Raw genomic sequence first — 25,919 nt, 5'->3', positions numbered from 1 at the left:
TCACTTTACAGTAGTCAATACTCAAAAATACCCGCCTTTCTTGCGGTCTTCCATGGCAGCTTCGGAAAGCTGGTCGTCCATGCGTGTTTCGCCCCGTTCGGAGATGCGCGTCGCCTGAATTTCGTCGATAACGGCGTCGAGTGTATCGGCCGTTGACTCAGAGGCCGCGGTGCAGGAAATGTCGCCAACGGTACGGAAACGTACCCGGCGGGTTACCAGTTGGTCGTCGGCTTCGGGTTTGATTACGCCCCCGGCAGTAGCCATCAGTTTACCATCGCGGATGAGCAACTCGCGGTCGTGAGCGAAGTAGATGCTGGGAAGCTGGATTTTCTCGCGACGGATATAATTCCAGACGTCCAGTTCGGTCCAGTTCGAAATAGGAAACACTCGAACGTTTTCGCCTTTGTGAATTCGGCCGTTATAGAGGTTCCATAATTCAGGCCGCTGGCGTTTGGGGTCCCAGGAGCCAAACTCGTCGCGAACGGAAAAGACGCGCTCTTTTGCCCGTGCTTTCTCCTCATCCCGACGGGCGCCCCCAATGCAGGCATCGAACTCAAATTCTTCAATCGTATCCAGCAGCGTAAACGTTTGCAGCCCGTTACGGGTGGCGTTGCGGCCGGTCGGTTCTTTCAGCTTTTTCTCCCGGATGGTGTCTTCGACATACCGAACGATGAGTTTTTCGCCGATCCGCTCCGCCATGGCATCGCGGTAGTCGAGGGCTTCCTGGAAATTATGGCCCGTGTCAATATGCACAAGCGGGAACGGAAACTTGCCCGGCCGAAACGCTTTGAGTGCCAGATGAACCAGGGTAATGGAATCCTTGCCACCCGAGAAAAGCAGCGCAGGACGCTCAAACTGCCCGGCAACCTCCCGCATAATGTGGATGGCTTCGGATTCGAGCTGATCTAAATAATCTAACTTCATTACAATAAAGAGTGAAAGAGCGAATGAGTGAAAGGGTGAATAGCGCTCAACGCCTTCTCACCCTTTCACTCGATCACTCATTAAGCTTTAAATACTTCTTCGTGAACGTGTAATCCGCATTCTTTTTTGGAGTTGTCCTCCCACCACCAGCGACCCGCCCGGAAATCTTCGCCGGGTTGGATGGCCCGCGTACAGGGCTGGCAACCGATACTCACAAAACCCCGGTCGTGCAGGGGATTGTACGGCACGTTGTTATCTTTTACGTATTGTTTTACCTCATCAAACGTCCAGTCCATCAGCGGGTGAAACTTGAAGAGGTTGTGCGATGCATCCCATTCGAGCCGGGGCATGCTCTGGCGATTGGCCGACTGTTCGGCACGGATGCCCGTGATCCATATTTTCTGCCCTTTCAGTGCCCGATTGAGGGGTTCCACCTTACGAATGCCACAGCACTCTTTCCGGTTCTCTACCGAATCGTAGAAGCTATAGGGGCCTTTGGTCGTCATCAGAGCTTCTTCGGCAGCCCGTTCCGGAAAAAACGCTTCGATTTTGGTGTCGTAACGGTCATTGGTTTTCTTCCAAACCGAATATGTCTCAGAGAACATCCGGCCTGTATCAAGCGTGAAAATCCGGATGGGAATATCGTTGGCCAGAATCAGATCGGTAATTACCTGATCTTCATAGCCGAGGCTGGTTGAGAAAACGACTTCGCCGGGAAATAAGGCAGCCAGTTTTCGCAGTGCGTCAACGTTGCTCAGACCGTGAAGTTGTTCGGTCAGGCTTTCAAGTGTGTGAGTCGGTTCAGCAATCATACAAAAGGGCGGGATTGTGCCCGCATTTATAGTCAATTAACGGACCAATGCCCGTTGTGACAGGTTTACCGCCTTGCCCGTTTTGGCCGATTGACGGGCGGCATCCAAAATTTCCATGACGATAATATTGTTCTCTAAAGACGTTAATTCATCGGCTTTAGTTTCGCCGTGAATCAGCTGGGCGAAGTACGCAAATGGGTCAGTAGCAGGAGCGTCGGCGGCTGTTGCTTCGGTCGGACGTTCGGTTTTGTCGTCCTTGAGCCGGATACGCATCCGGGTACCATCAACCGTAAAGACGTAGCCGTTTTGTCCGTAAACTTCCATGTCTTTGCGGGCGAATGGCCAGTTCCACGAGGCCTGAATAATGGTCTGGGTTTTCGGATAGGTCAGGATGATCGTGCCTTCGTCGTCGACTTTCGGGTAGATATCCGGCTTGATCTGCTGGGTTACCGCCATGACGGATAGTGGACGCTGGTTGTGCATGAGCCAGGTCGACAGGTTAGCCCCGTAACACCCGAAATCGAAAAGGGCACCAGCACCGTTGGTAGCGGGGTCGGTCAGCCAGTCCAGAAACTCTTTGTTCACATTGATTTCCTTCGGGCCCTCGTGTCCATCGTGAACGACAATCTTACGCAGGTCGCCAATCGCCTTATCGGTGTTGGCAATGGCGTAGGCTTTATGGTTGCTGCCGTACCAGGTCGTTTCGTAATTGGTGAGCAGCTGAATGTTATTCTTTTTTGCCAGCGCGGCCATTTGTTGCGCATCGGCATAGCTGGTAGCCAGTGGTTTTTCAACCATCACGTGAATGCCACGCGGGGCGCATAACTCCACCGTCTTTTTATGATCAACAATCCGACCGAAGTCTGTAACGGCTTCGGGTTTGGTTTTTTCGATCATTTCGGCCACGGTGGTATACACCAGACTCATGGGGTAGCCGTGTTGCCTGGCAAACCGTTCGGCCAGTTCCCGATTCGGCTCGGCAATGCCGACAATCTCAATATCTGTCTGCCCCTTCTGTTTGAATGCTTTGTTCAGGATTCCATGCACGTGCGAGTGGACAAGCCCCACTACGCCTACGCGCAAAGGTTTTTTAGACGGTTGAGCATTAACAAGCTGAGTGGTGGCAAACAGCATGGTGAGGCAATAAAAAATGTAGTTCATACTGGCGTTTCTGATTTATTGGCTTCGATCCGAATAATTTGATTGTGGCACTTCTTCGTCTTTTGTGGCGCGGATGGAGCCGCCTGAGCGATACCATCTCACGCTACAAAACTAAAGCAATGCCGCTTCTACTCTTATAAATCAGGTTGTTGTGCCAATACTGTTTGACTACGTTCTAGTCTGCGTTTATCTTGATGATTTCAGCCGACTTTTCCACCGCCTGCGTGAAGTCGGCGATCAAATCGCTGATTGCTTCGAGTCCTACCGAAACCCGAATCAGGCCGGGTGTGATCCCCAGGGCAGCTTTTTCTTCGGGCTTTAGTTTGGCATGGGTGGTTGTGTTCGGGTTCGTCACGATGGTGCGTGAATCGCCGAGATTGGACGAAAGCGTTGGAATTGTCAGGGCATCGAAAAACGCTTTTACGCGCTCGAAACCCCCTTCCAGTTCAATGGTAACGATAGCACCGCCCGCGCTCATCTGCTTCTTCGCCAGTTCAAATTGAGGGTGAGAGGGCAGGAACGGATAAAGTACCCGCTCTACGTCGGCATGACCGTCCAGCGCTTCGGCAAGTTGCAGAGCGTTGCGGCAATGCCGTTCCATGCGAAGGTCCAGCGTTTCCAAACTCTTCGACAAAATCCAGGCATTGAACGGCGACAGTGACGGACCGGTATGCCGGGCAAAGAACCGGATCGGCTGAATCAAATCAGCCCTACCGACGACGATACCGCCCAGTACGCGCCCCTGACCATCCATGTACTTGGTAGCCGAGTGTATGGACAAATCGGCACCCAAATCGAGCGGTGTTTGCAGGATGGGTGTGGCAAAGCAGTTATCGACGTTCAGGATAAAACCGTATTTCGCTTTCAAACGGGCAAGCATTTCCAGGTCGACCAGTTCGAGGCCGGGATTGGAGGGTGTTTCCAGATACACCATCCGGGCGGCAGGCCTTTCGGCGTTTGGCTGAATGGCCGCTTCCCATTCGGCCTCGGTAGCCGTAGCATCCAAGTAGGTATGGGTGATACCCCATTTGCTCAGAATCTGGGTGATGATCTGGTGAGCGGAGCCAAATAAAGCCCGGCACGCAACCAGGTGATCGCCCGATTTCAGGAGGGCGGCCATGCTGGCAAAAACGGCGGCCATCCCGGTACCCGTGGCAATTCCATCTTCGGCATTTTCCAGCATACAAACCTTCTCGACAAACTCCGACACGTTGGGGTTCGAGAAGCGAGAATAGATATTTCCCTCTTCTGTTTCCTCAAAAAGTGCTTTTCCCTGCTCGGCGCTTTCGAAGGTAAAGCTGGATGTTAGATATAATGGAACGGAGTGTTCCCGGTTGCCGGATTTATCCGTCTGTATCCGAATCGCTTTGGTTTGTTTTTCCATATTGTCTGGGCCAAGCTCCGGCTTGGCCACTAGAAATTAACGAGTCAAGCCAGCGCTTGGCCCATGCATTAAAAGAACTTAATAATTTTTCGCAAACTTACGAGGATCACCACAATTCCGACCAGGATCATCATGGTTTTTACGGGTAATTTCTGAGCCAGACGGGCCGCTATCGGAGCGGCAATCATACCCCCCAGAATCAGCCCCAGAATAACCATTCCGTAGTTGTCTAGTCCGGCATACAGGGCAAACACGACCGATGACGCAAACGAGACGAAGAACTCGGCCAGGTTAACGGACCCAATCGTATAACGAGGGTGCCTGCCCGAAGCAATAAGCGTTGAGTTGACGATTGGTCCCCAGCCACCACCGCCAATGGCATCGACAAACCCGCCAAACCAGGCCAGCAATCCAATCTGGCGAACGGGCTTTTTCTTGGGATTTTTAGCTAAGGCTTTCTTTAAAATCAGGATGCCCAAAATGGCCGTATACACAGAAATGGCCGGGCTCAGGTATTGAGCCACAATCTCCATGTCGGCAAGTTTAGTTATTAGAAAAGCACCCAGCGCAGCACCGATAACGCCCGGAATCAGGACAATCTTGAACAGACGACTGTTTACGTTACCGAATTTAAGGTGCATATAGCCCGACACGCCACTGGTGAAAATCTCGGAGCTGTGTACACTGGCCGTGGCAAACAGGGGGCTGATGCCCACGCTTGTCAGAAAGGTGGTGGCCGTAACACCATAGGCCATACCCAGGGCGCCATCAATCATCTGAGCCACAAAACCAGCCATGATGAAGTAAAAGATGTCGGGTGTGAGATCAATGGTGCTGGCCAGAAGCGTCAGGCGGTCCAGCGTAAAGTAGCTGAAAAGCAAATGCCCTACCAGCATCAGCGCCAGTGCCGAAAAAATGTAAATGGCAATTTCAGTGCGGTTACGACGGCGAAGCAAGGGACTAGGCGCGTCGGTCTGTACGCTGGCGGCCGGAAAAGTGGTCCGAATGATCGCTGCCTGTGAAGAGGCATTAACGCCCTGAATCGTGATCGTCAGCCCATTCAGGTCCAGTTCCGGATTGGGCGTGGTGAGCGAATCAGAGGTCGAATCGGTTGCAGAGACAATCCGCTGGGACATAAGGTATAAACTCTATAGAGTTAATGGATTAATTCTCTTATGAAAAACGGCACAGATACGTGCCGCTGAGTTTAGTAATGATTTGTTGGCCTGTATAACCGCCAATCTTGTTGAGAAGTGCCCCAAAGGTACGAAAAGGAAGTGAATAGATGCAAGCTAACGCCATTAAACCGCTTAACCTGCCCGCAAAACTTCGGCAACCAAAATACCCAGATAGGTACCAATTGCATTCCCAAGGGTGCCAACTAGTACCCCGGGAAGTTGTAAGTCGGGCCGGTTCAGGCTTTTCGCCAACGCCAGTGCGGACGTTGCGCCACCAATATTGGCCTGAGAGGCAATACTCAATACATCCCAGTCCTGTTTGAAAAAAGCACCTATGCCAAAAACAATAAGAGCATGAATAAGCACCAGGGTTACGATAATTCCGAAGAGAATGATCGCAAGTTGACCGTCGTGCAGCAGGGTAGCGATGTCGCAATAGGCGCCAATAACCGCCAGGAAGATATAAATGCCAAACAGGCCCAGAAGCCGGCTTCCCCGAAGTCTGTTAACTACGCGAAACTGAGCCAGCAAGAGTGCTATCGTGGTTAGAATCAGCACGAAGGGGATTGCCGGCAATACGGTGGCCAGTTGTTTCGATAGAAAAATGGCGCCAAATCCCAATGCCAGCAGCAGCGACAGATCAAAAGGGCTGATGGTTTCGGCATCGGCAAAGGGGTCGGCCTCTGGAGTGGTGTTGTTAATCTGAGCTGATGAATCTGTTGCCAGATGTCTTGGAAACCGGCTTTGCAGAAAACGCGGCAGGGCTATGGTGGCGGCCATCCACAAGGCTGTCAGAATATTGTCGGCTGCTGTGGAGGCAACAAATAGATTGCCTGCTTTAGATACGCCGTAATGGAGAGCAACCGCGTGAAAGTTAACACTGCCGCCAATATAGGTTCCGGTAAACATACCCGCCAGGGCATAATACAGTTTCCCCACAGTTTGCGGGGCCGAAAAAAGCCAGAAGCTCGTAAAGACGCCTACAATTGTTCCCAAAGACCCCAGCAGAAACATCGTTACCATGGGCAGACCAGCCTTTCGTAAGTCTTTCAAATTGACACTGAGCAGCAAAAGGAACAACGAAAAAGGGGCTATGTAGCCGAAGATACCTTCATAAACTGGCGTTTCAGTAGTTGGTATCAGGTGAAAGTTGGACTCAATAGCGGTTAGAATTATAACCAGCAGCGCCGTTCCGATGTGTCGGAAGCCGGGTTTTTGAGTAAGCCATTCGCAGATAACAACATTCAGACATAGAACAAACAGAATAAATAGAGAGTTGGTCACGATAGGCGCTTGTGGAAAATACTTAATGGGAGTTCGAATGTAACCACTATTCTTATTCGGGAGGGTATAAAGCTGCAAAATAAGATGGTGTATTAGTTGACATATGTAAAATATTAATGGCTTTAAAGCAATATGTGCGAAACAAATACTTACTTTGCACTAAGTTTTATTATAGTTTTTTATCTTAACTTACTAAAAATGAACAGAAAATTACTACTATTCGTATGGTTGTTCTTCAGTATTACCACATTGGTTTTCGCTCAGGAACAAGTCGTTACGGGAAAAGTGACCGATGCAGAGGGGACGCCAATTCCAGGTGCCAGTGTCGTACTGAAGGGGCGTTCTGTAGGTACAAATACGGATGCTACGGGGAGCTTTAAGCTTAATGCACCCGCCAATGGTACACTCATCTTTAGCTTTATTGGCTTTACCACGCAGGAAGTAGCTATCGGCAACCGATCTGTAGTAAATGTGCAGTTGGCCGATGGTAATCAACAACTCGATGAGGTAATTGTGACAGGGCTTGCAACCAGCGTGAAACGCTCAAATTCAGCCAATGCTGTCGCAAGTTTATCCGCCAAACAACTGACAGGGGTAACCACCCCCGTAACCACCGATGGCGCTATGCAGGGTAAACTCGCTGGTGCCAACATCCAGGCCAACGGGTCGGTGCCGGGGGGCGGTTTTAACGTGCAATTGCGGGGTGTTTCCACCCTGGGTTCATCGGCGTCGCAGCCGTTGTATATTGTCGATGGTGTTTACATTGACAATGGGCAGTACTCCAGTGGCCGCTCGGAGGCTAACAAAGCCGGGGCCGGTTCGGCAACCGCTTCGCAGGACAACAACGGTAACCGCCTTGCCGACCTGAACCCCGACGATATTGAGAGCATGGAAGTGCTGAAAGGCTCGTCTGCAGCCGCTATTTATGGAACCCGTGCCAACGCCGGGGTTATTATTATTACCACCAAGCGGGGCAAAGGCGGTCGGACCAATGTGTCCTTTGGCCAGGATTTGGGTTTTTCCAAAGCGTATAGTTACTATGGTGGAGCCGACTGGACAGCCGACAAACTGACTAATTATTTCTCGGCCGCTGATGTTGCGAAATTACAGGCTGCCAAACAGAATGGTACCTATACGGATTGGGAGCGGGTAATTTATGGTGAAACCGGTTCGATCAAAAATACCCACCTGAGCGTGACGGGTGGTAATGAGAAAACCAAGTTCTATGTCAACGGAAGTGCTTCGAATGAAACAGGTATCATCAAAAATACGGGTTTCACACGTTATTCCATTCGGGCAAATATTGATCACAAGCTCAACAACTGGATTGATTTTGGCATTTCGACAAACTATGTCAATTCTAACAACGACCGGGGCTGGACAGGTAACGATAACTCAAACATCAACTACGGTTACTCGTTGCCCTATACCAAGCCCTACACCAATCTGTACCCGGACGCAACCGGTGTTTATCCCGATAACGATCCGAGCGTAGGCGAAAACCCGCTGGCTATCCGGGACCGGGCGGTTAACAACCAGAAAGTAAATCGCTTCATTCAGGGATTCAATGCCAACTTCCGGCTCATCAACAACGCAACGACTTCGCTGACAATCAAAGTAAACGGCGGCCTGGACTACCAGAGCGGTTTTTCCCGGATCTGGCTACCAACCGACCTTCAGTCGCAGCGGCAGGAACCCAATCCTGGCTTTGCGCAGGACACTCGTACCGAAGTGTACAACTCAAATATTCAGGTGGCCGGTGTATTTACCCATGCAGCTTTGGGTGGCAAACTTAATCTGACATCGTCGGCCGGGGCTGTCCGTCTGCATCGCGACTTTAACTACAACTATGTACGGGGTCAGAAACTGCCTGTTGGTGTTTCCAACCCGGCGCGGGGCGGTGTACAATCGATTGCTGCTGAATACCAGCTTAATACCGACGTTGGTATTTTCGCCCAGCAGGAGGCTAACTACGATGATAAAGTCATTGGAACCGTCGGTATTCGTTTCGACAAATCAGACTTGAACGGCAACAACTTCGGTAAATATTACGCGTTTCCGAAAGCATCGCTGGCGGTCAACCTAACCCGTTTCGGCAATTGGGCTGCTGCTTCATCTGGTGCCATCAGTGCCCTTAAGCCACGTATTGCCTATGGTTCTACGGCTGGTTTGCCAAGCTGGGGAACACCTTATTCGCAGTTAGGGTCGACCGGTATTGGCGGATTGAGCGGGTTACAGCCCTCAACGGTACTGGGTAACAACCAGATCAAGCCGGAACGCGCTACCGAGCTGGAATACGGTCTGGACTTCGGCTTGTTCAACAACCGGATTACCGGCGAATTTACCTTGTACAACAAGAAAGTGTTCGACCTGATCCAGCCATTGACCACGGCCCCAACCACGGGGGTTACGTCTACCAACATCAACGCGGCCGATTTAGTGAACCGGGGGCTTGAGTTAACCATTGGCGCTGAGGTTATCCGCAGCAAAGCCATTACCTGGTTCGTTCAGCCGATCTTCTGGTTTAACCGTTCCGAAATCACCCGTCTGGACATTCCGGAGCGCCTGACTGGTGGCTTTGGGGCCACGTTTGGTCAGTGGCGCGTAAAACAGGGGTATTCACCCACCCAGATTGTGGGCCAGCCCCGTACATTGCCGACAACTGATCCCGGCTACGCATCATCCTGGACGAGCTATGGCGATCAGCAGCCTAAATACGAGTTCTCTCTCAACCAGCGGATCACGTTCCTGAAAAACTTTGAGTTTTCGGCTTTGCTGCATTACCGGCACAAGTTCACCGTTGTTTCGCTGCAGCGCGTTTTGTGGGATGAAGGCGGTAACACATCGGACTGGAACAGCACGAGCTTAGGGCTGACGGATGGTGGTAAAGTAGCGGGTTCGGGCGATCAGGTGGCGCCAAATGGTATTGCCCGCCAGAATGTGAACGGCCTTGATGCCAATGGTGTGCCGCGCGAAGGATACAACCCGTCAATTGCCAGTTTCCTGAAAATGCGTGAAGTTTCGTTATACTACCGAGTACCAAAAGCGGTGCTTGGCTCGGCCTTCCGTAATGTTATTCAGGGCGTGCGCATTGGTGTGTCGGGTACAAACCTCCTGCGCTGGACGAACTACAAAGCGGGTTACGATCCGGAAAACTCGAACTTCGGTTCACTGGCACTGGGTAGCGGTGTCGACATTGGTAGCGCGCCATTGGCTCGCCGGATGATGTTCCACATTGCCATCGATTTGTAATCAACTGAGGGTGTAACCCGACAGGGTTCGAAAATCCAGATTTACCTGACAATTCAAATTTCGTTTTCTATATGAAATTCATTCGATATTCACTTTTAACGGCGGTGGCTCTCGTGGGGCTGAATGCCTGTAATCCGCTCAAGACCGATTTAATTATTGACCCCAACTTCCCATCGGTGGGGTCGGTTACCAACAATGCCACCAAAAGACAGTTGGACGCGCTTGCCGTCGGGCAGTTTTCATTAGCCAGAAACGGGCTGTCTTCCTATCTACAGGTTGTGGGTACGATTGGTAAAGAACTATTCAACTTCAACACCACCGAATCCCGCTGGATGACGGAGTTGAATGGACTGCGTCCGATTGATAACTCGGCTTTCTACAACCGGGCGACAACCGACTTTGGCTTACCTGTTCGGCAGGCCAACATTGTCATTGCTTCGCTCAATTCAACTAATTCAGTTACCGATCAGCAGAAGAACGGCTACCGCGGTATGGCGAATACCTTCAAAGGGCTGGCTTATTTGTACATGCTGAATGCACAAGGCAGCAACGGCGTTCGCTTAAGTGTTGAAGATCCGTTTAAGCCAAGCAAAGCGGCAACGTATGCCGAGTCGCTGACGGGTATTGCCAAAATTCTGGACGATGGAGCCAGTCAGCTCGATCAGGCCGGTGCGTCGTTTGCCTTTCCGGTACCTGCGGGCTTTAACGGGTTCAATACCCCGGCCACGTTTAAGCAGTTTAACCGGGCCCTGGCTCTCCGGGTGGCGATCTATCAGGCCGACTGGGCCAAGGCGGCTACCTTGCTTACCCAAACGTTTTACAGCGCGAGTGGAAGTTTAACCGCCGGGCCACAGTATACCTTTAGCCCAACTCCACCCGATTTTGCCAATCCGCTCATCAACACGGCAACGATCCGGATTGTGGGTATTCAGAAAATGTGGGATGAAATCGAGGCTGGCGATAAGCGTATTGCCAAGGTACGGGTACTGGCCGATCCGGCAACCTATAGCTCCGGCGTGACCTATACCACCAAGTACATTCAGAACATGTACACATCAGGCACCGATCCCGTCCCCATCATTCGCAACGAAGAACTGGTCCTGATAGCCGCCGAAATAGCGGCTCAGCAGAACAATGTTGCTGAAGCGACGAAGAACATCAACATCGTTCGGACGGCCGCCGGGCTTCCGGCTTACGCTGGGGCGACAACGAAGGATGCGCTTATCAATGCCATTCTGAAGGAGCGGATGTATTCGCTGTTTTACGAAGGTCATCGTTGGGTAGATATGCGCCGGTATAACAAGCTGGGTGAAATACCCCTGCCGGTGTCGACTATGAAAGTGCTGGAGCGCCTGGAGAAACCCGTTGCTGAAGTGAACTGGGATTTGCAGAATCCGTAGAGTTTTTCAGTCAAGCGGAGCACTATTACGCATTACATTAGTAGAATACGAGCAGGGCGTCGGGATTATCCCGACGCCCTGATTATTTATAAACTTACTCGCCCGCCATTGGATCGGGGGTTCCGTCCGGGTCGCCGGTAACGGTGCCGTGGGTTGGTAAGTTGTTGCCCCGAATAAGCAGCAAACCTGCTACGTGGGGTGCGGCCATAGACGTTCCGCTCAGGGTTGCGTATTTCCCGTCCTTGTAGGTGGAGGTAATACGAACCCCATAGGCACACACATCGACGCTGCTGCCAAAGTTGGAAAATGACGCAAACTGATTTTTGCTGTCCATGGCCGAGACGGTAAACACATTTAGGTGGTTGACCCGGGCGGGGGAGTAATTGTTGCTGTTCTTCCCATCGTTGCCCGATGCAATGGCGAACAGGATGCCCAAATTTGCCGCCTGGGTTATGGCCCGGTCGAGAGCTGCTGATGTACCCTCGCCCCCTAAACTCAGGTTGACAACATCACCGGACTTACCGTTTTGCGCCACGTAACTTACGGCCTGAATAATACCTGACAAGCGGCCTTCTCCTTCGTCATCCAGAACCCGAAGGGATACGAGCGTTGCTCCGGAAGCAACACCCGTTATGCCGATGCTATTATTCTTGGCTCCAATAACACCGGCTACATGGGTGCCATGCCCATTGTCGTCATCAGCGGAGGTTTGCCCGCTGACAAACGATCGGCTCCGGTTAGTGTCCACGTTTAGATCGGGGTGGTCGAGGTCGATGCCGGTATCAATAATCCAGGCTGTTTTGGTCGTCTGTAGATCACCGCGACCGTAGCCCGTTTGTTTTACGTCCCAGGTTAGCGTAGAGGTGGTCGATACATCGACACAGTTGCACATGGCCATGATCCGGTCGGGCTCAACGACTGCTACGGATGGGTCTTGCTGTAATTTTTGGGATTCGCTTTCGGTGAGGTGAGCAAGGAAGGTTGTCTGCCCGCCCGCTGCCAGTACGGTTGCCTGCGGGTTTGCCACGCTATAGGTACTGAGCAGCGATTCAGCCAGCGCTTCCGTTGCGGCCATGCGGGCATTAGGTGCCACGGGCAGCGATTGCTTTGGCTGATAGGTAACGATATATTCACCGGCAATGGCAACACCGTTGTTAGAGGATGCTTTCACCAGACAGTCGGGCGAGAGGGCAGGGGCTACATCACTATCGGTTTGGCAGGCCAACAAGCCAATGCCAATCAGGGCGACGTTAGTAAGCGTCGAAAGGGATAAAGAACGTCGCATGAGGTACGTACGAAACAGATAGATTGGTGACTTGTCAATCGTAAAAAGTTACGCCATGCGTCGGTATTGGAGTTGATTCAATATAGTATACGCCGAAAGCACGAAAGTCGTTGCGTCACCGGTTTAGTAACGATTTTTCGGGTGTTTAAGTGCAATAAAAACCACTTGACCAGCCGCCGGAAAGGTGGTTTCTGCAATGGGAACGCCATAATGTCGGTAGAATTGCGCGGTCTGATCGGGCGTGAGCAGATCGGGGTAGAGGTTAATCCCGGCGAAGTTATTTGTCTGTAAAAACACATCCAGAAACTTCCAGTCTTCGCTGGTGAAAACGTAGCCGGGAGTAAGCAGCCGGGGCCAGTCATCGCGTAGAAACGGCTTGATCTGGTCGGGGTGAAGCCGCCCGAAGTATTGGCCGACACCACTCTTGTCGTAAAACCGGCGAAAAGTGAACACGGCATTTTGCTGTTTGTAAAACGGGCAAAGCCCTTCTTTATCGCCAACGCCATTGGCCCCAATGGTGCAGAACGGCCAGTCGAGCACCGCAACGCCGGGTTGCTTCCGAACAACGGCGCAGTAGCGAAGGGTTTGTTCCGAAACAACATTGATCGGTTGCAGTACCCGTCTTGAGTAACCGGTATACCATTCCACGCCCATCAGCAGCAGTAAGAGGGTCATACTCAACTGGCTCGGTAATTGGCGGGGCCATCGAACGGGTAACGCCAGCAACATGAACAGCACCGGGTAAACGAGTGAAGCCCGGCCCCCGTGCCGGTTGAAACTGAACCAGGGGAAAAGTTTAAGTGTCGGAAACAAAACCGGATGGTAGAGCAGGCAAAGGGCCAGCATCAGGGTAATTGGTAACCAGCGCAGCCAATCATGCCTGATTTGCCACCAGCCGACACCTGCCAGAATAACCAGGTACAAGCCGGGGCTGCCTTGTCCGTAACTCTCGAACGTATCGCGCAACCAAAGCTGATAGGGAACGGAATAACTGTCGATACCCGGTAGATGGGGCAGGAGCAAACGAATCGGATGCGACCAGGCGCGGAGTTCTGGAACAACCTCAAAATTGAACGACCAGGCCGTAAACGCAATCTGAAGCGTTGGAGGAAGGTACAGCCAGAGACTAACGCCCACAAACAGCACCAACCCAAAAACGGCACGCGGAGATCGCCGGACTTCATCGTGAACATACTGCCCAAAAAGCGAAGGCCAGCGACGGATCTCCGGAAACTGACGATACAGACTTAGGCCAATAATGGGTAAAGTTACCGTCGTAAATGTAAGGGCGAAACCAGCCACATACGCCAGTTCCTGGCTCAGCACCAGCACATGAAGGCCGACCCAGAGGAGCAGATACGGCAGGGTAATGAATTTACGGTCAAGTACATCAAGCAGGAACGCGTAGCTGGCTACCATGCACAGCACCGTCCAATGAGCTACGCAAACGTTCATGTGGACGGGGAATTTCCAGAGGGCATAAAAGTTAAAAACCGAAACGGCCAGCCCTGCCAGAAATGATTTCATAAGGCCCGCCCGGACACGTAACAGAATAAACGTTCCAACGGCAGTAACGACAAGGCTATAGACATAATAGTACTGCAAATAGGGGCCGGGGCCATCCAGAAGTCGATATAGAAGCGTGTACCAGTAATCCCGCTCAAAGCCCCAGTCCAGAAAAACCTGGTTGGTGCCATAGGGGTAAAAGGTTTGGGTGTTGATCAGGTTGAGGTGGGGAAACGGCCACAGGCTGAGATTCTTACTGAAAAAATACCCGACATACTCGTACTGATCGGTATCGTTCCCATCTGAAAGCGGATGCCGGAAATCACCTACCACCCAGATCCCCAGCAGGGCGGTTAACCCGCCCAGGAGAATGGCCCAAAGCCAGGTGTTATGACCGAAAGTTGGGGTAAACAGGTTTTTATTTGACAGGTTGACTGGCGGTTGTACTGGATGCATCCGGGAGATTGTACATTCATAGACGGGGGCAATGAGCAAAAGTCTGGCTAAACGGCTATTTTTGCAAGAAAATGAATAGTGCGGCTTCTTACCGCATCTAAATTGAGCGAATTGAGCGGCCTTCCGGCCGCATAACTATTATGGCTGACTATAACCACCGCGAAACCGAACAGAAATGGCAACGGTTTTGGGACGACAACCACACGTATAAACCCGCTGATACGACTGACCGCCCCAAGTATTACGTACTCGATATGTTCCCGTATCCATCGGGAGCGGGTCTGCACGTTGGTCACCCGCTGGGTTACATTGCGTCGGACATTGTGTCGCGCTATAAGCGGTTGAAAGGCTATAATGTTCTGCACCCGATGGGCTTCGACTCGTTCGGGCTCCCGGCCGAACAGTATGCCATTCAAACGGGGCAGCACCCGGCCGTTACGACCGAACAGAACCTGACCCGGTACATCGAGCAGTTAAAAAACATTGGATTTAGTTACGACTGGAGCCGCGAAGTCCGCACCTCCGACCCATCGTACTACAAATGGACGCAGTGGATTTTCATGGAACTGTTCCGGTCGTGGTACAACAAAGAAACCGATAAGGCCGAACCCATCGAAACACTGCTGGCCAAGTTTGCCGCTAATGGAACGACCGGCGTACAGGCCGTTTGCGATGAAAACGCCCCTGCCTTCACGGCTGAGGAATGGAATGCCATGACCGAAACGGAGCAGTACGAGATGTCGCTCAAATACCGGTTAACGTTCCTGGCCGATGCCGTCGTTAACTGGTGCCCGGCGCTGGGAACTGTACTGGCCAACGACGAAGTGAAAGACGGCGTTTCGGAACGGGGCGGCTACCCGGTCGAACAAAAACTCATGCGGCAGTGGATGATGCGCATCACCGCCTACGCCGACCGGCTGCTGACCGGCCTGGATACCATCGACTGGACCGAATCGCTGAAAGAACAGCAGCGGAACTGGATCGGGAAGTCGGTGGGAGCGAGCGTAAAATTCCCCCTTGCGGAAGCGGGGGAGAAGGCCGATGGCGATACGTCTGCTTCGTTTATCGAAGTATTCACGACCCGCGTCGACACCATTTACGGGGTTACGTTTATGGTACTGGCTCCCGAGCATGAGCTGGTTTCGAAACTGACAACACCGGAGCAGGCAGAAGCCGTGGCTGCTTACGTAAATGCTGCCAAACTCCGCTCGGAGCGCGACCGCATGGCCGATACAAAAGTTATATCGGGTGTATTTACCGGCAGCTACTGCGTCAATCCGTTCAATGATGAGAAGGTCCCCATTTATCTGGCCGATTATGTCCTGGCGGGTTATGGTACCGGGGCGGTGATGGCCGTTCCCTCGGGCGACCAGCGCGACTGGAACTTCGCCAAACATTTCAACCTGCCCATCGTCCCCATTCTGGACAGTCAGAAAGACGTGGAGGAACAGGCCGATAATACCAAGGAGGGTCATTACATCAACTCGGGTATGATTGACGGCATGACCTATAAAGACGCGACGGCAACGCTGGTCGCGTGGCTGGAAGAACGAGGGTTAGGTAAGGGTAAAGTCAATTACCGTATGCGCGATGCCGTCTTCAGTCGCCAGCGCTACTGGGGTGAACCCGTACCGGTTTACTTCAAGGAAGGTGGTTCGACAGGAAAACTGCCCTATCTGATCGACGAGAGCGACCTGCCGCTGGAGTTGCCCGCCGTAGATAAATACCTGCCCACCGAAACCGGCGAGCCACCCCTTGGCCGCGCTGAGGACTGGAAATACAAAGGGCAGTATGATTACGAACTGAGCACCATGCCCGGCTGGGCGGGTTCGTCGTGGTACTGGTACCGCTACATGGACCCACAGAACAACGCTGAATTTGCCAGCAAGGAAGCGATCGATTACTGGCAGAACGTGGACCTGTACATTGGTGGTACCGAACACGCAACCGGTCACCTGCTCTACAGCCGTTTCTGGAATAAATTCCTGAAAGACCGGGGCTACGTTCCGCAGGAAGAGCCGTTCAAAAAGCTCATCAACCAGGGCATGATTCAGGGCCGGAGTAATTTTGTATATCGGGTAAAGGGAACGGGTGTCGAGGGTACAGCACCGGTTTTTGTATCGCTCAATCAATTAAATGGCCGGGAGGTAACGCCTTTACACGTCGATGTTAATATCGTTGAAAACGATGTGCTGGATGTTGAGGCATTCAAAAGCGCGCGTCCGGATTTAACCGAAAATGCTGAGTTTATCCTTGAACCGGATGGCCGATATCTGGTTGGTGCTGAAGTAGAAAAAATGTCGAAGTCGAAGTTCAACGTCGTAAATCCCGATATGATCGTGGAAAAATACGGCGCTGACGTACTTCGGCTTTACGAAATGTTCCTGGGGCCGCTGGAACAGGCGAAACCCTGGAATACCAACGGCATCGACGGGGTGTATCGCTTTATTCGTAAGTTCTGGCGGTTGTTTTACAAAGATAGTCCGGCCGGTTCATCGGATGCGAGCCAATGGATAGTCACCGACGAACAGCCCACGCCCGCCGAGTTGAAAGTGCTGCACAAGACGATCAAAAAGACGGAAGAGGACATCGAATTGTATTCGTTCAATACATCGGTAAGTTCGTTCATGATCTGCGTCAACGAACTGGCCACGCTGAATTGCCACAAACGAGCCATTCTTCAGGAGTTAGTATTGCTCTTATCGCCCTACGCTCCGCACATAACAGAAGAATTGTGGGCCGCACTGGGTAACGAGCCGGGTACAATTTCGTCGGCCGAATTTCCGAAATTCAACCCCAACTATTTGGTTGAAGACTCGTTCGACTACCCGATTCAGATCAACGGTAAAGTACGGACAACGATCAGTTTCGCCATCGACCGTGCCCCTACGGAAATCGAACGGGAAGTGCTGGCTGACGAGATCGTTCAGAAATGGATGGAAGGTAAAACCCCCAAGAAAGTGGTGGTGGTGCCCAAACGGATAGTAAACGTGGTTTTGTAGGTTTGTTTCGTGGTGTCGGGTTTGAGAACCCGACACCACGAAACAAACTGGTATATACAGGAAAAGCCTCTTCATGCGAAGAGGCTTTTCCTGTATATGGGACATCAGGAAGCGTGTATCGTGCTTGCCCTTTAAACGTCGTTTCAACGCTCAGGCAGCAATTGGTTCCGCTTCCTGAGCAGCCAGCGCGTCGCGTACCTGCGCTGTCAGCGTCAGCGAATGCTTGCGGGCTTCATGGTTATAAATAGGTGCGGTAATGATCAACTCATCCGCTTTGGTCTGTTCGATAAAGCTCACCAGTCCGCGTTGTACGGTCTCGGGCGAACCAACCGCCGAACAGCGCAGAACGGAGTCAATGCCCGCTAACTCGTACGGGTCCCAGCGTTCTTCGAGATTATCGACGGGCGGCTGCATCTGACGTGCCTTACCCCGACGAATGTATAGAAACTGTTGCTGAACCGACGTAAACAGACGCTGTGCTTCCTGATCGGTATCGGCCGCAATGACGTTGACCGCCACCATGGCATAGGGTGCTTTCAGGTGTTCTGATGGCTGAAACTGGGTCCGGTACACCTGTAATGCCCGCAATAGTTCGGCGGGCGCAAAGTGCGAGGCAAACGCGTAGGGGAGTCCCAGCATAGCCGCCAATTGAGCCCCGAACAGGCTCGAGCCCAGAATCCAGATGGGAATAGTCAGGCCTGTACCCGGTATTGCCTGGACAAACTGATTGGTATCGTCGGGCTGAAAGTAATGCTGAAGTTCAACGACATCCTGCGGGAAGGTATCCGGTCCGTTAGCCGTCCGGCGCAAGGCCCGGTAGGTAGCCTGGTCGGAACCGGGGGCGCGTCCCAGACCCAGATCGATCCGACCGGGGTAGAGTGATTCCAGCGTACCGAACTGCTCGGCAATGACCAGCGGGGAGTGATTAGGCAGCATGATACCGCCGGAACCCACCCGAATGGTTTTGGTACCACCCGCCACGTAGCCAATAACAACTGATGTAGCTGCACTCGCAATGCCCGGCATGTTGTGATGCTCGGCCAGCCAATAACGGTTATACCCCAACTGCTCAGCGTGTTGGGCCAGATTTAATGTATTTCGCAAAGCCTGCGTGGCGGTGTTGCCTTCCACAATGGGCGATAAATCAAGAACTGAAAAGGGAATCATAGCTCGTTGCTTTTCAGTAATAACCAAAAAGAGTGAGTAATCAATCCGAATACACCCTGATTTTGATGTAGGATGAAAATATGATTACCCTATCTTTTGCTTATTTGTATACTAAATCAGTAATTGCAATTAAGCACAAGTGAACTATCCTACAAAAATCATAACACCTTTAGCATGATTCCTTCTCCACCTGTTGACCACGCACACGTAACACTCTATCCACCTGCACCCGACCTGTCTGATACCGGTTTTCTGGACCCATCCGCGACTTTTAGAAAAGAAGTCAGACGAACGCTGGCAGGAATTATCGGCTTTGCCAGCCTGTATCTGTTGCTGATCGGGTTCGGTATAGCACTTGGGTATGTTTGTGTGCTGAGTACGATCTGGTTGATAAGCTTTTCCATAAATAAATTCACATTGATCATTGGCGTGGGCCTGATTGCGCTTGGCGTCATGTTTCTGCTTTTCCTGGTAAAATTTCTGTTTGCAGTATATAGGAATCAGAATGCCCAGCGGATTGAAATTACCGATGAGGATCACCCGAACTTGGTGACATTCATTCATAAACTGGCCGAAGAGGTGAATGCCCCCAAGCCGTACAAGATATTCCTGTCGCCCAATGTCAATGCCTGTGTCTTTTACAATTCCAGTTTCTGGAGTTTGATCATGCCTGTACAAAAGAACCTTGAAATCGGGATGGGGCTGGTTAATTCCGTTAACATGAGTGAGTTCAAAGCGGTTATAGCGCACGAATTCGGACATTTCTCTCAGCGGTCTATGAAGTTGGGTAGTTATGTCTATATCGTTAATCGAGTGATCTATAACTTGGTATACGACCGTGACCGCTGGGATGCAATGCTCGATAAGTGGGCTGAATCGGGTGGATTATGGGGGACGTTTGCGGGACTCACTCATATTTTAGTTAATCTGGTCCGTAGAGTACTAAGCAAAGCCTACCAATGGCTGAATCTGCGGTATATGGGGTTGTCGCGAGAAATGGAATATCAGGCTGATCTGGTGGCCGTAAGTGCTGCCGGAGCGCAGCCGGTAATAACCGCCCTTCGCCGGATCGAATTAGGTGATGCCGCTTACCAGCAGATGATAAGCTATCTGAATGGATTGGTTGGAGAATCAAAAGTCGCTGAAAATATATACCCGTTACACACCAAAACGATGCACATGCTGGCTTCGGAACTTGACATAGATATACGGCATGGGCTTCCCTTACTGACGGATGAGCAGGCCAGCAAAATGGTGGTAGCGCGTCGGGTAAATTATGAAGATCAGTGGTCATCGCATCCGGCGCAGAAAGAACGTGAAGAAAATATTCGAACTGTTTTGGCTCCCTGTATTCCCGATGAATCGTCGCCCTGGTTGCTGTTTACCAATCCTGAGCACTGGCAAAAAGAACTCACAAACAGACTCTATGCTGGTGTTGAACTGAACGTATCGGCCAACCGTCAGTTCATTCATACAGCAGAGTATGTGGATCATGTTATTGACGAAGTTAATCGGGCGCAATTGCCCGAAAAGTACAAAGGCTTTTATGACAGGAGACTATTAGCCACTTTTGAGCCCGGTAGCATAGCCCTGGAAACGAGTGCCATTCCCGATGAAGAAACCATTTTTTCGGATGAAAATCGGCAATTAAGGAAGCAGCTCTTTACCGCTTTCGACGATCGGAATACCTTGCTTCAGATCAAAACCAGGCAGATTCAAACCCGTTCGTTCGACTTCGATGGAAAGAAATATGACCGCAAGGAGGTTGATAGTGTGCTGGCTGTTATCAATCCTGAGATTGAAGAGTTACAGGCTTACTTTAAGCGTTTGGAGATCGATGCTTTTCGCTGGCATTATCAAAAAGCTGTACAGCAAGGGGTTGGTGATGAGCTTATTCAGCGGTATGAGCTGTATTTCAGCCTTGATCAGGATCGGGAGTTGTACGAAGAGCTACTGATGGAGTATACGGACCTGATCAAAAACACGCAGGACGCCCTAAAAGAGGGGGCGGGATAAAACGGGGAATGGGTGGACAGATTGAGGCCATGAATGATAAAATACAAAAGGCCTATATTAACAGCCAAACAATAAACCTACCCTCGCAGGTGGGAGCGGTTACGTTTAGCAATGGGTATGCCGCTTATTTATGTGCTGATCCTCTACAGGTTATAGAGGCCGTTTCATTTAATTGGGAGCACATGGTGAATTTATACAGACAGTTGGAGGGGATGCCGCAACTGGCCGGACAGGCTCAGATTGCGGTTTTAGATGAACTTATTCGCTGGCAGGCAACCTTATGACAAGTGAGACGAGTTTATCCGATCGTTTCGTTGGTTTTATGAAGTATAGACGTGTATTTATATTGCTAAGAAAACAGTTCGCATGGTTATCAGTTGGGTTGGTTGTTACAGCTCTGTCGGCCTGCTCACCAAAAACATACACGAAAGTCGCGGCCGGGAAAGCCTATGATTTCTTTAGCTACAAGCCCAATCAGGCAGCGAAAATCTCCGCGCACCGGGGTGGGGGCGATCTGAAAGGTTATCCCGAAAACTGCATCGAGTCGTTCGATTATCTGGCGAAGAAAATGCCGGTCATCATTGAATGCGATATTGATCTGACAAAAGACAGCGTCATGGTGATGATGCACGACGCTACCCTCGACCGTACCACAACGGGCACCGGCAAACTCATCGACCGGAATTATGCCGAATTGAGTCAGTACCGGCTGGAGGATAATCAGGGCAACGTTACGCCGTATAAAATTCCCACGCTGGAAGAGGTGCTGCGCTGGGGTAAAAACAAAGTGACATTTACCCTCGATGTTAAACGGAATGTGTCGTTTGCCAAAGTGGTCGACATGATTCACAAAACCGGTGCCGACGATTATGTGGCGGTTATTACCTACAACGCGCAGGATGCGGCTAAACTGAATAAACTCGATCCGTACCTGATGATATCGGTAACCATCCGTAACCGCGCCGAATACGACCGGCTACGCGAACTGGGTGTTCCTGATAGCCGGATGGTGGCTTTTGTAGGAGTTAAAGAACCCGATGCTGATCTATACAAATTCCTCCACGAAAAGGGCATTGCCTGCATATTAGGCACCTTGGGTAACCTGGACAAGCAAGCCGCAGCCAAAGGCGACCAGGTTTATAAAAAGTTTGTCGAGAATGGCGCTGACATTATGTCGACCGACCGGCCCCTGGAAATTGCCAACGTACTGTATTAAGCGGATAGGTGCGAGGCTAACGCAAACAACTCATCGGAATTGCTTGCGGGCAAATCAAGCCTTCGCTTCTAAAAGGGGTAACGTAATTTGGGTAAACAAAGAACTGGAGCTATGCCGAATTTGGGTCAGGGTCGTTGGACAAGGTCACAAACTATGTCCAACAGCCGGGAATCAACCCTCCGGGTAAAATAGGGGCAACTTATTTGTAAACACTAACGGGTTGATTCCATATGGAGTCAACCCGTTAGTGTTTACAAATAACTTAAGAGCAACCGATATTGGTTGCCTTTAAGTTATTTGGCAATCCGTTCGTACTTGAACAGCTTACTGGCCCAAGGAATAACGAATTGAAAATTAGGTGCATCAGTATGGCCGCCGTTGTGCTGCCGCCACGCCAGTTCGCCGTTTGTAAGGCCGGTAAGTACGTCCGGCATTTTCTCGGTGTTATAATCATTGCTGACGCCCAGATCGCGGGCACCCAGCAGCTTGAACACCGGCCCGGCGGCTATGGTAGCCTTGTAACTGCCCATTTGGTCGAGCCATTTTGCATCGCCTTTTTCGGGAATGCCGTAGCTGACGAAAGTAGGCCGTGGGGCGCAAAGAGCCAGCAGTTCGTGCGAATCGATTGGAAGGTCGCAGCCGGTTTTAGGGCCGGATGATGACTCGGCAGCGGCATATTTCAAATAATTTCCTGCCATCCAATGGTATTCTCCGCTACCGGCGAGGCTTTCGACAGCTTCCCCGAACACACGTCGTTGTAAGGTAGTGCCGCCCTTGCCCGATGAGCCGATTAACCCTAATGCAAACCGCTGGTCGAAAGCCATGGCTACCAGGGCGGCTTTACCATAGCGGGACACCCCTTCCACACCCACCTGTTTAGCATTAACCTGCGGCTCCGTTTCCAAGTAGTCCAGTGCTCGCGAAGCACCCCAGGCCCAGGCCCGCAAGGCACCCCAGTCGTCGGGTTTGCGGGGCTGGCCTTTGTTGACCAGACCAATGATGCCACGAGTGAGGCCCGCGCCGTTGTCGGCCTGAATGCTGACGGGCTCGATGGTGCAATATCCCCAGCCAGCCGCTAACAGTTGCTCAGTCGGCGGAGAGTCGCCGGTAGGTGGGGGAGCGAAAAAGTTGGCCCCCGGCAGGCGCGTTATAGGCGCATAAGCTGGATAACGGTCGAAAATGGCCTTCATCTCCGGGTTGCTTTTGATCATCATCTCCTTGAACGCCACATTCAGCTTCTCCAGATCGGCGGGAGAGGGCTGAGCCGGGGCGGGCAAGGTCGGGAAGCCTAGCATGATCATTACCGGCACCGGGCCTTTTACGTTCTGCGGCAACACCAGCACCATGTTGATGTTTACGTTGATCAGCGGGTAGGCACTGTTATCGACCCGGCCAATTAGTTGTTTGGCAACTACAGGAGTTCGGCCAACAAATTCATTGTCCGTGACCTTAACAATCCAGTTGACTTTTGGGATGTTGGCGGGTAATTTACCGTACATCTCTCGTTCAAAATCCTCGATGAGTTCCGGTCGACGCTGCTTCCACCATTGATCGGGCGTGGTTACTTTCTTGCCGTTTCGAGTGGTGAGCACGTCGGGCAACTGCGGGCAGGGCTCGGCTTTGGATTCGTCGTAGTTGGCGTGATTAGGATCGGCTTCATTGCCACTTGGGCCGGGCCTTAATTTTTTGATGCCTAGTTGCTGCATCATCTCGGACTGATCCTGAATAGCCGTAAATGTTTTAAGCCGAGGGTATTTGCTGCTGTCGATGGCCATTTGTTGGGCCATAGCCCCGCCCGAAAGGCCCATAAGCAGCCCGAAGACCAAGTGTTTGTGCATGTGATTGAGGGTTTAGGAGTGCATTTACTTATCCGTTCGAAACGGCGAGGCTGGTAAGCCCTCTTTGTTATAGAGGTTTGGGTTGACCGGGTTGTCGGCCCAGGCATAGCGAACGTAAAGAGGATTGGGTACCTCATCACTCCACACGACCACCTTACCGTTTTCTATTCTGGCCTTGGCCCACACGAATTTCTTGTCGCTTCCCGCAATGGCGAATTCGCTCAGGTCTTCTCCGTCGTTGGTGATCAAGCCACCGCCGGTATCCGTAAAGCTGACTACGATCTTGTTGCCGTCTACGGCTGCCGATTGATAGATAGGACCCGACGATATGATGGGTTCCTTATAGGCTGTCTTTAGAGCGGAAAGGGCGAGTCGCTCGCCCACATCTTTCTTATTATCGGGGTGGATGTCGTTCCATTCGCCCAGATCAATAGCCACGACCATGCTCGTATTGGCTATTTTGAGCGCGTTGAGTTGCGCTTCCCGCAGTACTGCCCAGCCGCTTTCGGAAGGCAGGTAATTGTAATCCATAAAGCCGGGTAACTGGATATACAGGAATGGGAGAGGGCCCTGCTTCCACTTGTTTCGCCAGTCGTTGATCAGGGCGGGCAGCAGGGTTGCGTACTCCTCTGGCCTACCGGCATTGCTTTCACCCTGGTACCAGCAAAAGCCTTTGATGGTGTAGTCGATTTCCGGGGCCACCATCGCATTATACAGCGCCGTTGGCTGATTCTGCGCATTGATTGCCCCGCCACCGCTGAATCCCCCAGACATGGGCCGGTAGGCAGTGCCCACCCTGTAGTGCCAGGTTCCTTTAAGATCAAGGGTGTCCGCACCAGCGAACAGGCAATAGGGTTTGTCGGGAACAAAACCGCCTTTGCCAACTGCGTTGGTTACCCGAACGACAAACACGTTTTTGCCCCCTTTCAGCAGATCGGCGGGAACTGCGTAACGGCGTTGTGGGTACTGGTAGGTCGTTCGACCAACCTGTTTTCCGTTGATGTAGAGTTCGTCGGCATCCACGATCCGACCTAGAAAGACTTTCGCTGGTTTGCCCGTCATGGAAGAGGGCACATCAATTTCGCGCCGGTACCAGACGACGCCGTTCAGGTCTTTAAGGCCCTGATCTTCCCAATACCCCGGTATGTTGATGGGCCGCCAGCCTTTTGGGACATACGCAGCGTCGAACCATTTTACCGGGCCCGCCGTCCCCAGGTCGACCGGCGGTGCTGATCTGTTGGCCGTGTTCTGGGATGGTCGGTGGTTAAGACCGTTAATGTAGGTTGTATCTTTATTCTTCTCGATGGTGGTTTTCAGCGCCGGAAACTCAGCGAGTCCTGCCTCACTGGTCCAGGCTTCGATGGGTGTACCGCCTACACTGGCGTTGATAATGCCCACTGGTATGTTGTATTTTTGATGAATCTTCTTCGCAAAAAAGTAAGCTACTGCCGAAAACGGTCGAACGTCTTCCCCCACAGCGGCTTTCCATTGTCCATTCGGAATATCGGGTTGCGGGCCTTGCAGGTTCGTCAGAGTAGGTACCCAAAACTGCCGAATCTGTGGAAAATTGGCTGTTTTGATCTCATTTGCATAAGTTACGTCATGAATATTGAGCTGGTGGACCATGTTGCTCTGCCCACTGCAAAACCAGACATCACCGATTAAAATATCGTTTAGTGTGATTTTGGAACTCCCCGTTATGTCCATCGTAAAGGGGCCACCGGCAGACAGGGGGGGTAACGTTACCTGCCACTTCCCGTCAGCATCGGTCGTGTTTTTATAGGTTTTGTTTCTGAAGTGAACGGCAATTTTTTCGCCCGGTTTCGCCCATCCCCAAACCTTAAGAGGGGCGTCGCGCTGGAGTACCATGCCGTTGCTGATCAATTTGGGTAAACGGATTTGGGCTTGTACGATGAGATGGGCTGCCAACAGCAGGCACAGCACGAGTAATCGTTTCATGGGTAATTTGTTAGGGCTTTGGTTAAGAGGGTGTTGGGCAGTGCTTAAAATAAAATTCACAAAATCAGACAGCGGACTT

General features: G+C 51.6%; 17 protein-coding genes. 6 read left to right on the top strand and 11 right to left on the bottom strand.

All coding sequences use genetic code 11. From position 1 onward, the window contains the following. Positions 1-21: 21 nt before the first annotated feature. From cysD to ACYVJM_RS03155, 6 genes are all read right to left on the bottom strand, one after another. Positions 22-924, bottom strand: coding sequence for a sulfate adenylyltransferase subunit CysD (cysD, locus tag ACYVJM_RS03180; RefSeq protein ID WP_012926293.1), 903 nt, complete (start codon positions 922-924; stop codon positions 22-24). 80 nt (positions 925-1,004) lie between these two features. Next, the gene (locus ACYVJM_RS03175) at positions 1,005-1,736 is read right to left on the bottom strand and encodes a phosphoadenylyl-sulfate reductase (protein ID WP_461146753.1); all 732 of its coding nucleotides are present in this window, start codon (positions 1,734-1,736) and stop codon (positions 1,005-1,007) included. A 36-nt stretch (positions 1,737-1,772) separates the two neighbouring features. Beyond that, entirely contained in the window at positions 1,773-2,897 is a 1,125-nt protein-coding gene (locus ACYVJM_RS03170; protein WP_461146752.1) for a Gfo/Idh/MocA family protein, read from the bottom strand. A gap of 175 nt (positions 2,898-3,072) precedes the next feature. Beyond that, on the bottom strand, positions 3,073-4,281 hold the full coding sequence (locus tag ACYVJM_RS03165; RefSeq protein WP_461146751.1) for a trans-sulfuration enzyme family protein: 1,209 nt from the start codon (positions 4,279-4,281) through the stop codon (positions 3,073-3,075). A gap of 68 nt (positions 4,282-4,349) precedes the next feature. Then, positions 4,350-5,417: a sulfite exporter TauE/SafE family protein gene (locus ACYVJM_RS03160; protein ID WP_461146750.1), complete on the bottom strand. Its 1,068-nt coding sequence runs from the start codon at positions 5,415-5,417 to the stop codon at positions 4,350-4,352. A gap of 174 nt (positions 5,418-5,591) precedes the next feature. Next, entirely contained in the window at positions 5,592-6,743 is a 1,152-nt protein-coding gene (locus ACYVJM_RS03155) for a DUF819 family protein (RefSeq protein WP_461146749.1), read from the bottom strand. Between the two features lie 198 nt (positions 6,744-6,941). Between ACYVJM_RS03155 and ACYVJM_RS03150 the strand changes: the two genes are divergently transcribed. Further along, complete coding sequence (locus ACYVJM_RS03150; RefSeq protein ID WP_461146748.1) at positions 6,942-9,995, top strand: SusC/RagA family TonB-linked outer membrane protein; 3,054 nt, start codon at positions 6,942-6,944, stop codon at positions 9,993-9,995. Between the two features lie 71 nt (positions 9,996-10,066). Next, on the top strand, positions 10,067-11,395 hold the full coding sequence (locus ACYVJM_RS03145) for a RagB/SusD family nutrient uptake outer membrane protein (protein ID WP_461146747.1): 1,329 nt from the start codon (positions 10,067-10,069) through the stop codon (positions 11,393-11,395). 94 nt (positions 11,396-11,489) lie between these two features. Here ACYVJM_RS03145 and ACYVJM_RS03140 read toward each other — a convergent pair whose 3' ends face one another. Next, positions 11,490-12,680 carry a S8 family serine peptidase gene (locus ACYVJM_RS03140; RefSeq protein WP_461146746.1) on the bottom strand — a complete coding sequence of 397 codons (1,191 nt, stop codon included), beginning with the start codon at positions 12,678-12,680 and terminating at the stop codon, positions 11,490-11,492. Positions 12,681-12,803: 123 nt separating this feature from the next. Beyond that, entirely contained in the window at positions 12,804-14,642 is a 1,839-nt protein-coding gene (locus ACYVJM_RS03135; protein WP_461146745.1) for a hypothetical protein, read from the bottom strand. 140 nt (positions 14,643-14,782) lie between these two features. Here ACYVJM_RS03135 and leuS point away from each other — a divergent pair, with 140 nt between their 5' ends. Beyond that, the gene (gene leuS / locus ACYVJM_RS03130) at positions 14,783-17,644 is read left to right on the top strand and encodes a leucine--tRNA ligase (protein ID WP_461146744.1); all 2,862 of its coding nucleotides are present in this window, start codon (positions 14,783-14,785) and stop codon (positions 17,642-17,644) included. Between the two features lie 150 nt (positions 17,645-17,794). Here leuS and ACYVJM_RS03125 read toward each other — a convergent pair whose 3' ends face one another. Continuing rightward, positions 17,795-18,811 (bottom strand): LLM class flavin-dependent oxidoreductase, encoded by a 1,017-nt coding sequence (locus ACYVJM_RS03125; RefSeq protein ID WP_461146743.1) that lies wholly within the window; start codon positions 18,809-18,811, stop codon positions 17,795-17,797. 174 nt (positions 18,812-18,985) lie between these two features. Here ACYVJM_RS03125 and ACYVJM_RS03120 point away from each other — a divergent pair, with 174 nt between their 5' ends. From ACYVJM_RS03120 to ACYVJM_RS03110, 3 genes are read left to right on the top strand one after another with little or no spacing between them, the layout of a single operon-like run. Then, on the top strand, positions 18,986-20,827 hold the full coding sequence (locus tag ACYVJM_RS03120; protein ID WP_461146742.1) for a M48 family metallopeptidase: 1,842 nt from the start codon (positions 18,986-18,988) through the stop codon (positions 20,825-20,827). A gap of 29 nt (positions 20,828-20,856) precedes the next feature. After that, positions 20,857-21,111 carry a hypothetical protein gene (locus ACYVJM_RS03115; RefSeq protein WP_461146741.1) on the top strand — a complete coding sequence of 85 codons (255 nt, stop codon included), beginning with the start codon at positions 20,857-20,859 and terminating at the stop codon, positions 21,109-21,111. A 38-nt stretch (positions 21,112-21,149) separates the two neighbouring features. Beyond that, on the top strand, positions 21,150-22,043 hold the full coding sequence (locus ACYVJM_RS03110; RefSeq protein ID WP_461146740.1) for a glycerophosphodiester phosphodiesterase family protein: 894 nt from the start codon (positions 21,150-21,152) through the stop codon (positions 22,041-22,043). Positions 22,044-22,336: 293 nt separating this feature from the next. On the opposite strand, the gene ACYVJM_RS03105 is transcribed toward ACYVJM_RS03110, so the two are convergent. Then, positions 22,337-23,881, bottom strand: a complete 1,545-nt coding sequence (locus tag ACYVJM_RS03105) for a glucuronyl esterase domain-containing protein (protein ID WP_461146739.1) — start codon at positions 23,879-23,881, stop codon at positions 22,337-22,339. A 24-nt stretch (positions 23,882-23,905) separates the two neighbouring features. Beyond that, positions 23,906-25,840, bottom strand: coding sequence for a sialate O-acetylesterase (locus tag ACYVJM_RS03100; protein ID WP_461146738.1), 1,935 nt, complete (start codon positions 25,838-25,840; stop codon positions 23,906-23,908). Between the last annotated feature and the right edge of the window lie 79 nt (positions 25,841-25,919).

It is taken from the genome of Spirosoma pulveris (genome assembly GCF_054781875.1).
The sequence above is the reverse complement of the archived record's forward strand: the minus strand, read 5'-3'. Positions and strand labels throughout refer to the sequence as shown.